Source organism: uncultured Cardiobacterium sp., from assembly GCF_938028825.1.
Lineage (GTDB): Bacteria > Pseudomonadota > Gammaproteobacteria > Cardiobacteriales > Cardiobacteriaceae > Cardiobacterium.
Genome location: NZ_CALIZP010000031.1, coordinates 24,988 through 34,127, shown reverse-complemented (window position 1 = coordinate 34,127; position 9,140 = coordinate 24,988). Strand labels below are relative to the sequence as shown.

At 62.0% G+C, this 9,140-nt stretch carries 8 protein-coding genes; 1 reads left to right on the top strand and 7 read right to left on the bottom strand.

Annotated features, from left to right (window positions below):
* Nucleotides 1–1,032: calcium-binding protein (locus Q0562_RS04635; RefSeq protein ID WP_298641789.1), on the top strand; the 1,032-nt coding region annotated here is incomplete at its 5' end.
* Between the two features lie 163 nt (nt 1,033–1,195).
* Here Q0562_RS04635 and Q0562_RS04630 read toward each other — a convergent pair.
* The 7 genes from Q0562_RS04630 to msbA form a co-directional block, all read right to left on the bottom strand.
* Nucleotides 1,196–2,041, bottom strand: coding sequence for a PTS mannose transporter subunit IID (locus Q0562_RS04630; RefSeq protein ID WP_298641787.1), 846 nt, complete (start codon nt 2,039–2,041; stop codon nt 1,196–1,198).
* Between the two features lie 9 nt (nt 2,042–2,050).
* Nucleotides 2,051–2,857, bottom strand: coding sequence for a PTS mannose/fructose/sorbose transporter subunit IIC (locus Q0562_RS04625; RefSeq protein ID WP_298641785.1), 807 nt, complete (start codon nt 2,855–2,857; stop codon nt 2,051–2,053).
* A gap of 12 nt (nt 2,858–2,869) precedes the next feature.
* Nucleotides 2,870–3,901 carry a PTS mannose transporter subunit IIAB gene (gene manX, locus Q0562_RS04620; RefSeq protein WP_298641783.1) on the bottom strand — a complete coding sequence of 344 codons (1,032 nt, stop codon included), beginning with the start codon at nt 3,899–3,901 and terminating at the stop codon, nt 2,870–2,872.
* Nucleotides 3,902–4,247: 346 nt separating this feature from the next.
* Nucleotides 4,248–5,360, bottom strand: a complete 1,113-nt coding sequence (gene dnaN / locus Q0562_RS04615) for a DNA polymerase III subunit beta (RefSeq protein ID WP_298641781.1) — start codon at nt 5,358–5,360, stop codon at nt 4,248–4,250.
* A gap of 219 nt (nt 5,361–5,579) precedes the next feature.
* Nucleotides 5,580–6,926, bottom strand: a complete 1,347-nt coding sequence (gene dnaA, locus Q0562_RS04610) for a chromosomal replication initiator protein DnaA (RefSeq protein WP_298641779.1) — start codon at nt 6,924–6,926, stop codon at nt 5,580–5,582.
* A complete protein-coding gene (locus Q0562_RS04605; RefSeq protein WP_298641778.1) occupies nt 6,919–7,380 on the bottom strand; it encodes a low molecular weight protein-tyrosine-phosphatase in 462 nt (153 codons plus the stop codon). The genes dnaA and Q0562_RS04605 overlap by 8 nt, the downstream gene beginning before the upstream one ends.
* 4 nt (nt 7,381–7,384) lie before the next feature.
* Nucleotides 7,385–9,118, bottom strand: a complete 1,734-nt coding sequence (gene msbA, locus Q0562_RS04600; RefSeq protein WP_298641777.1) for a lipid A export permease/ATP-binding protein MsbA — start codon at nt 9,116–9,118, stop codon at nt 7,385–7,387.
* Nucleotides 9,119–9,140: the final 22 nt, after the last annotated feature.

Sequence of the window (9,140 nt, the reverse complement as noted above, 5' to 3'; positions counted from 1 at the left end):
CCCGTTGACCCGAAACCCGTTGACCCGAAACCCGTTGACCCGAAACCCGTTGACCCGAAACCCGTTGACCCGAAACCCGTCGACCTGGCTCCTGTTGAGCCCGAAGCAGGCCGCACGCTGTACGGCACGAACGGAGACGACACACTCCTCGGCGGCAACGGCGATGACCAAATCTTTGCCGGCGCGGGTGACGACCTTGTCTTCGGCCGCTACGGCAACGACAAACTCTACGGCGACGACGGTAACGACGAACTGCAGGGCGGCGACGGCGAAGACGAACTCTACGGCGGTAACGGCAGCGATACCCTCTTCGGCGACAACGGCGATGACAAAATCGTCGGCGGCGCGGGCGAGGACGAACTCTACGGCGACGAAGGCAACGACGAATTGCAGGGCGGCAACGGCGACGACACCCTCTTCGGCGAAAACGGCAACGACAAACTCTACGGCGACGGCGGCGACGACACACTCGTCGGCGGCGCGGGAGAAGACGAACTCTACGGCAGCCTGGGCAACGACCTGCTGATCGGCGGCGACGGCAACGACATCCTCTTCGGCGGCCGTGGCGACGACGTGCTCATCGGCGGCAGTGGTAACGACTACCAAAGCGGCGGCGAAGGCGATGACACCTACCGCATCGGCAAAGGGCACGGGCAGGACATCATCGACGACCGGGGCAACGACACCCTGCAACTGGAAGACATCCGCCTGAGCGAAGTGCAATTCCGCCGCGAGGCGCAAGACCTGCTGCTTTACGGCTACAACGATGGAGATTCGCTGCGCATCCGCGATTACTTTGCCGCCGACGGCAGCGGCCGCATCGAACGCTTTGCCTTTGCCGACCGGACGCTCACGCCGGAGGACATCCGGCAGCAGAACGGTCTCGATGCGCGCGGCGCCGCCCATGCGCAACTGCTCATCAATGCGCTGGCGGCATCGGCAAGTGCTCAGGCGACGCCTGCGCAGGCGGTGCCGGATAACGGCAACCCGCTGACCCCGCCGCTCCTCATCAATCCGTTGCAGACGCCGTAAAGTACGGCACAGACAAACGCCCGCCCCCGGTGGGCGTTTTTTTCGGCCGCACCATCATGCCGGACCGGGCGCGGCCACGGCACAAGGGGTTTTGCCCGCGCAGGAAGCTGAAAATGTGAAAAAGCCCTTCCGGGGAAGGGCTTTGCAGGTCGGCGGGAGGCAATCAGGCCAGTATTTTCAGCCAGTAGCCGAGGATGCCGATGCCGAAAATGCCGAAGATGAGCCACAGGGCGTTCACCCCTTTGCGCAGTAGATACATGCAGAGGAAGGTCATGCCGAGGGCAGGCAGGCCGGGCATGAGGTTATCCAGCACGTTTTGCACAGTGGTGGTCTGTGTGGTGACGACGGCGCCGTCGCGGGTGGTGATTTCCGAGATGACGTAGGGGATGTTGATGTGCGTCCACTTGTTCACCAGCGCGCCCATGATGAAGAGACCAAGGATGGAAGCCGCTTCGGTGATTTTTTGCAGTGCGCCGCCGCCCATGTCGGAGACGACTTCCAACCCTTTGCGGTAGCCGTACTGGATACCCCAGTAGCGCACGAAGAGGCGCACGGCGTTAAAGAGAACGAAGAAGAGGATGGGACCGAGCAGGCTGCCGCTTTGCGCGATACCCGCGCCGAGGGCGGCAAAAACGGGGCGCGCCGTGCCCCAGAAGATGGGGTCACCAACGCCGGCGAGCGGTCCCATCAGGCCGACCTTGATGCCGTTGATGGCGGCGTCGTCGATCGGCGCGCCGTTCGCGCGCTGTTCTTCCATCGCCAGGTTGACGCCGAGGATGGGCGCGGTCATGAAGGGCTGGGTGTTGTAGAACTCCAAATGCCGCTTGATGGCGTCTTTGCGTTCCTGGCTGCCTTCGGGGTAGAGGCGGCGGATGGCGGGGACGATGCCAAAGCAGTAGCCGAGCGCCTGCATGCGTTCAAAGTTCCAGGAGCCTTGCAGCAGGTTGGAGCGGATGAAGCAGGCGTTGAGGTCGCTTTTGGTGAGTTTTTTCTGGTTTTGGGTTTCCATGGCGCGCTCCTAGTCAAGCTGGTTGTCGAGTTTGTTCGGTTGGGCGGCGGCGGTTTGCACACTGCTGCCGCTGCCTTTGTGGTATTTCGGGTGCATCTGGATGTAGAAGTAGGCGATGGCGATGCCGAGCACGCCGAGGGCGACGAGGTTGAAGTTGGTGAAGGCGGCGACGACGAAACCGACGAAGAAGAACATCATCAGGTGCGGCGCGCGCATCATGTTGATCACCATCGCGTAACCGACGACGACGATGATGCCGCCGGCGACGTTCAGCCCGCCGGTAACCACATCCGGAATGGCGTTGAGCATATCGTGGACGACGCTGGTGCCGACGGTGGAGGCGACGATGACGGCGGGGATGGCGACGCGCATCGCTTGCAGCACCAGCGCGCCGAGGTGCAGCCAGGTGATGGCGCGGAGGTTGCCGGTTTTTGCCGCGTTATCGGCGGCGTGCTGGAAGCCGACGGTGATGGCACGGACGAGGATAGTCAGCACCTGCCCGGCGGCGGCGAGCGGGATGGCAAGGGCGATACCGGTGCCCATCGGCTGTTTGCCGGCGATGACGAGGATGGTGGAGATGATGGAGGCAAGCGCGGCATCCGGTGCGATGGCGGCGCCGATGTTCATCCAGCCGAGCGCCATCATTTCCAGGGTGCCGCCGACCAGGATGCCGCTGGTCATGTCACCGAGGGCGAGGCCGGTCAGCGTGCAGGCGATGAGCGGGCGGTGGGTTTGAAATTCGTCAAGAATAGAACCCATGCCGGACAGGCAGCCGACGAGGAAGACGAAGAAGATTTGTACTGCTGAGATTTCCATGAGGTGTCTCCGTTAGGGTTTGTATTTTTCGGCGATGAGGGACAGCACCGGCACTTTTTTGTCGGAAGCGACTTTGCGCACTTCCAGCTCAATGCCCTTGCTGTCCAGCTCCTTGAAGGCTTCCACGTCTTTGGCGTCAACGGAAACCGAGGTATCGAGCATGGTGCGTCCTTCTTTGTAGGCCATGCCGCCGATATTAATGGACTTGACGGGCACACCACGGCGTACCAGTTCCAGAGCATCCGTCGGATTGGTAAAGAGCAGCATGACCTTGTCGTCGGCGTATTCGGGGTTGTTATAGACGCGCATCATCTTGTCCACGCTGACGACGTGCGCAGTCACGCCCGGCGGCACGGCCTGCTTGAGCATGGTGGAGCGGGTTTTGTCTTTTACCACCTGGTCGTTGACGACGATGATGCGGTTGACACCGGTTTCCTTCGTCCAGCGGGTGGCCACCTGACCGTGGATAAGACGGTCATCAATGCGCCACAGGCCGAATTTCATGTGCGGCCCGTCGTTGGCTTTTGCCGACGCTTCGGCGCGCAAACGCCGGATTTCCGGGTCGTTTTCGTCGAAACCGGCGGCGGCAGGCGCGGCAGCAGGTGCCTCTGCGGCGGCAACAGGCGCAGCGGCGGCCGTCGCCGCCTGCCGCGTTTTCAGCGCTTTCACACCGTCTGCCCCTTCACGCTGGGCGAGGGCGGCGAGTGCGCCCAGTTCGTTCACGTCTTCGCGCTCCATCAGCACGGAGACGAGCATCGGCACGTTGACGCCGGTGACGACTTCACAGTGCGCGTCATCATGGGCGATGCCGCTTGAGGCGTTGAAGGGCGTGCCGCCCCACAGGTCAACCAGCAGCAAGAGACCTTGCGACGCGTCGAGTTCGGCGGCGGCGGCGCGGATTTTGCCCGCCAGCACTTCGCCGTTCTCGCCGGGGACAAAATCCACACAGCGCACGTTCTCCTGCGCGCCGATGATCATCTCCGCCGTGGCCAGCAGGGCCTTGGCGGCATGACCGTGGGTGGTGATTACAACCGCGATTGTCATGGATGGATACCTCTCAGGGTGGTTGGGGGAGGAACAAAATGCGGAAACCGCCTTTGTTTGCGCGATTTTAACGCCGGGGCAAGATAATCACAATTTGATGGTAATTTGCCTGTGGACGGTTGTGGTTTTTTGCCGCTGCTTCGAGGTCGGACCCGCCAAGCGGCGTTACCGGCTTTCGCAGAGGCGTTGCCTGCAATGTCGCAAAAGCAAAAAACGCGTGGCTTTCCCGCTTGGCGGTTGTGCTGTCCGCAACGCGGAAAGCAGGCTGCGCCCGCCAAGCGTCATTATCGGCCTCGCAGCGGCATCCATGAAAAAGCCGCCCGGCGGCGGCTTTCGGTGTCGGGCGTTACAGGCGCATTGGCATGATGATGTAGCGCACGCCTTCGTCCTCGCTGCTGGTGATGAGGCAGGGGCTGTTCTTGTCGGTGAAGTGCAGTTGCACGTTGTCGCCGTCGATGGTCGAGACGGCGTCGATGAGGTAGTTGATGTTCAGCGCCGCTTCGAGTTCGAGGTTCTGCGGGTTGATGATGTCCAGCGCTTCTTCCACGGTTTCGTTTTCAAGGTTGCGCGCCGCCAGTTGCAGGCGGGTGCCGGCAAAGGTGAGGCGGATACCGTCATGGCGGTCAAGCAGCAGCACCTTGGCGCGTTGCAGCGATTCGAGGAAGGCCTGGCGCGCGACGAGTACCGGGTTTTCCTGCATCGGCGGCAGGACTTGTTCGTAGTTGGGGAAATTGCCGTCGATGAGCTGGCTGGTGAGGCGGGTGCCGCCGATGGTCAGGCTGAGCTGGCGTTCGCCGAGATTGAGGACGACGGGCTGGCTGACCCGCGCCAGTTGGCGGATGAGTTCATTCACGCCCTTTTTCGGCACGATGAGGCTGGTGCCGGCAGTCGCGGCGGTATCAAGGCCGCTGCGCGCGCAGGAGAGGCGGTGGCCGTCGGTGCTGACGGCGTGGATGGCGTGGCCGTCTTCCACAACGTTGAGGTACATGCCGTTCAGGTAGTAGCGCACATCTTCATTGGCCATCGAGAAACGGACTTTCTGCATGATGCCGTGCAGGGCGCTGCTGTCTATTTCGATACGGCCGTCCATGTCCGCTTCGGCCAGCGCCGGGAAGTCTTCGGCGGGCAGGGTGGCGATGCGGAAGACGCTGCCGGCGGCTTTCACCAGCAGCTGTTCTTTGTCGAGCGAGCAATACACCGTGGCCTGGGCGGGCAGGTGGCGCACTACGTCGAGCAGTTTGCCCGCCGGCACGGTAATGGCGCCTTCTTCCTGGACGGCAAGGTCGTGCAGGAGGATTTGCAGGGTAACTTCGGTATCGGTGCCTTTCAGCAGCAGGCTGTCGCCGTTCGCCTGGATGAGGGCGTGGCTGAGGATGGGTTTGGTGGTTTTGCGCGCCACGATGTTGCTGATGTCCGCGAGCGGTTCGAGGAACTGCTCTTTGCTGATGCTGAATTTCATAGATAACCTCTTTTATGTAATGTCGTCGTCATAGTCGTTCCTGTGGATATGTGGAAAAGTCGGGCAAGTGTCGGCAGTGTAAAGAAAAACGGGGCGGTTTGCAGACGGGAAAACCGGTGGAAAAGCGGTGGATGGATGGTTGACAAGTCGGCGGTGTTTTTTATGCACGTGATATGCACGGCGTATCCACGGGGTTGTCCACCAAGTTATCCACAGGTTTCAGCCGGTGATAATGGCCTTGATGGTCTCGTATTCTTCACGGAAACGCGGGTCGTTTTTACGCCGTTTGCCGATGTTGTCGATGGCGTTCAGCACAGTGCTGTGGTCCTTGCGGTGGAAGGATTCCGCTATGCTTTTCAAGGACATATCGGTAAGCTCGCGGGTGAGTGCCATCGCCACCATGCGCGGCAGGGCGATGTTCTGCCGCCTGCTGTCCGCGAGCATTTCGTCAACGCTGATGCCGTAGTACTTTGCCACGCGTTTCTGAATGTTATCCACATTGGTCTGGTTTTTCTGCGCCTGCAACTGGTCGTGCAGGGCCGCCCTGGCGATGGCGATGGTCGCTTCGGTGTCGCCCTTGATTACCTGGCACTGGAAGATGACTTTTTTCAGCGCGCCTTCGAGTTCGCGCACGTTGGAGTTGATGTTTTCGGCGATGAAGAAGGCGACGTCGTCGGGCAGGTTGAAATGCTGTTCTTTCGCCTTGCTTTTCAGGATGGCGTAGCGGGTTTCCGGTTCGGGCGCGCGGATGGAGACGGTCAGCCCCGCACCGAAGCGGGAGATGAGGCGCTGTTCCAGCCCTTCGATTTCGCGCGGGTAGCGGTCGCAGGTGAGGATGATCTGCCGCTTCTTGTCCATCAGTTCGTTGAAGGTGTGGAAGAATTCGGCTTGCGACTGGTCCTTGCCGCCGAGGAACTGCACATCGTCCACCAAGAGGGCATCGACGTTGCGCAGGCGGCTGGAAAAGGCTTTTTGCGTTTTCCCGGCGAGGGCGGCGAGAAATTCGTTCACGAACTGCTCGCCGGTGAGATACATCACTTTCGGGCGGTTGTGGCGGCGCAGGGCGTTGCCGGCGGCGTGCATCAGGTGCGATTTGCCCAGGCCGGTGCCGCCGTAGATGAAGAGCGGGTTGCTGTCGGCGAAGAAGGTTTTGCCGGAGACGCGCTCGGCGGCGGCGAAGGCTTCGTTGTTCGACGGCGCGGTGACGAAGTTCTCGAAGCGGTAATCGGGGTTGAGGTTGCTTTCAAAGGCGGCGGTCACGCTGCCGCCCTGCTTGCCCGGCGCGGCGTTGTTGAAGAGGTCGGGGGTGGTGGCGGCTTTCAGCTCGATTTTCGTCACGCCCTTGTTCCGCAGCGTCATTTGCAGCACGGGCAACAGGTTCTTTTCGATTTCTTCCTGGGCGAATTTGTTCGGCGCGAGCAGTATCCACGAGGCGGGGCTGACCACTTGCGGGGTCAATGCCTGCAAGGCCAGCATCTGGTCGTTGTTGCAGATGCCTTTCATGTTGAGCAGCACGTCCTGCCAGAGGTGGTGGTACTGCTCGCGGTTGGCGGGGATTTCATTCATGGGCGAACCTCAGGCGCAGGGCCTGTTCGAGCAGGGTGAAGGTGCGCTCGAAATCTTCCGGCGTACCGAGATAGGGGTCGGGCAGCGCCGGGCTGTCCGGCAGGGTTTCCAGCATGAAGCCGACTTTGTCCTGCTGCGCGCCGTTTTCGGCGAGTGCGGTAACGTCCTGATAATTGCGCCAATCGGCGACGAGGATGCGGTCGAAGCGCGCGAAATCGCCGGGGCCGAAGGGGCGGGCGCGCAGGTCGTTAATCGGCATGCCGTGGGCGCGCATGACGCGGCGGGCGCGCGGGTCGGGGGCGTCGCCGTCGTGCCAGGCGGCGTGGGTACCGGCGGAATCGAGCAGGACGTCATCGCGCCCCACCGTGCGCAACAGATAACGGGCAACACCTTCCGCCATTGGCGAGCGGCAGATGTTGCCCATGCAGACCATTAAAATTCTCAATTTTTTCATAATGTTACTGATAATGCCGGGACAGCAGTTTAGCATAACTGCCCCCCCGCCCGAGCAGTTCGGCGTGGCTGCCGCTTTCGACAATGCGCCCCTGTTCGAGGACGACGATGCGGTCGGCATTGCGGATGGTCGAAAGGCGGTGCGCGATGATGATGGCGGTGCGCCCGTGCCGCAGCCGCTCCACCGCTTCCTGCACCTTCGCCTCGCTGTGATTATCCAGCGCCGAGGTCGCTTCATCCAGAATCAGGATCGGCGCATCTTTGTAAAGGGCGCGGGCGATGGCGATGCGCTGCTTCTGCCCGCCGGAAAGCCGCCCGCCCTGCGGGCCGATGTCTTCCGCATAACCGTGCGGCAGCCTGGCGATGAAATCCGCCGCGTTCGCCGATGTTGCCGCCATCTCGATGCGCGCCGCGTCCGGCTGCGGGTCGGCATAGGCGATATTGGCGGCGATGGAAGTGGAAAACAGCACCGTATCCTGCGAAACAAAAGCAATGGCGCGGCGGCGGTCGGCGAGCGACATCGCCGCCGTATCCATGCCGTCAATCAGGATCGCGCCCGCCTCCGGCGCATAAAACCCGGCAAGCAGCGCGGCAATCGTCGATTTGCCGCTGCCCGACTCGCCAATCAGCGCCACCGTCTCGCCCGCCCGGATATGCAGGTTGAAACCGCGCAGCACCGGCTGTTCCGGATACGAAAAAAACACCTCGCGGAAGACAATCTCGCCGCGCGTGATGGTGCAGGGCGGCAGGGCGGGGTCGGGTTCGGCGGGCGCGTCGAGAAAATCGAAAATACTCTGCGCCGCCGCCAGGCCGCGCTGAATCGGCTCGTTGACCTTGCCGATGCGCTTGATGGGCGGGAAGAGCAGCGCCATCGTGCCGAGGAAGGAGACAAACACCCCGGTCGTCATCTCGTCCGGCGTGGCGCGCGCTTTCAGCGCGAACAGAATCAGCACCAGCGACAGCGCGGCGATAATCGTCATCTCCACCGCCGGCGAGGCACTTTCGGCAATGCGCGTCGAACGCACCGCATGCGAACGCACCGCCTCCGCCTGCTGCTCGAAGCGGGCAAACTCAAACGCCTGGCCGTTGTAAATGCGGACAATCGCCCGCCCGCGCAGCGCCTCATCCACCACATGATTCATGCCGCTCATGTCTTCCTGCATGGCGCGCGCCATGCGGCGCAGCTTGCGCGAGACATGGACGATGACAAACGCCAGGACCGGCGCGACGACAAACAGGAGCAGCGTCATCTTCCAGTCGAGATAAAGCAGGAACAGCGTCAGCGCGACAATCGTTACCGACTCGCGCAGCAAAATGGCGACCGCGTCCGTGCTCGCCGCCATCAGTTGCAACACATCATAAGTAAAACGCGAGACGATGCCGCCCGCGCTGTGCGTGTCGAAATACCCCATCGGCAGGCGCAGCAACTGGCGGAACATCAGGCCGCGCAGCGTATACACCACCTGCTGCGCCAGCCAGTTCATGCTGCACGCCGCCGTATAACTGGCAAGCCCGCGCAGGGCAAAGCCGAAAAAGAGCAGGGCGGTGAGGCCATAGACCGTGCGCATGTCGCCTTTGGCAAAACCGCCATCGACCAGCGGTTGCAGGACAAACGGCACCAGCGGCTCGGTGAGGCCGTAAAGCACCGTGCCGATAACGGCGAGCAGCACGACCTTCCAGTGCGGGCGGATGAAAGCAAGCAGACGCGCATAACGCGTGCGGTCTTCGGCATTGAACATGGGCGGTAACGGGATGAAGGGG

Coding starts and splice junctions, on each gene's coding strand:
- dnaN (WP_298641781.1), bottom strand. CDS start 5,360: ATGAAATTCAGCATCAGCAAAGAGCAGTTCCTCGAACCGCTCGCGGAC.
- dnaA (WP_298641779.1), bottom strand. CDS start 6,926: ATGAATGAAATCCCCGCCAACCGCGAGCAGTACCACCACCTCTGGCAG.
- Q0562_RS04625 (WP_298641785.1), bottom strand. CDS start 2,857: ATGGAAATCTCAGCAGTACAAATCTTCTTCGTCTTCCTCGTCGGCTGC.
- Q0562_RS04605 (WP_298641778.1), bottom strand. CDS start 7,380: ATGAAAAAATTGAGAATTTTAATGGTCTGCATGGGCAACATCTGCCGC.
- msbA (WP_298641777.1), bottom strand. CDS start 9,118: ATGTTCAATGCCGAAGACCGCACGCGTTATGCGCGTCTGCTTGCTTTC.
- Q0562_RS04630 (WP_298641787.1), bottom strand. CDS start 2,041: ATGGAAACCCAAAACCAGAAAAAACTCACCAAAAGCGACCTCAACGCC.
- manX (WP_298641783.1), bottom strand. CDS start 3,901: ATGACAATCGCGGTTGTAATCACCACCCACGGTCATGCCGCCAAGGCC.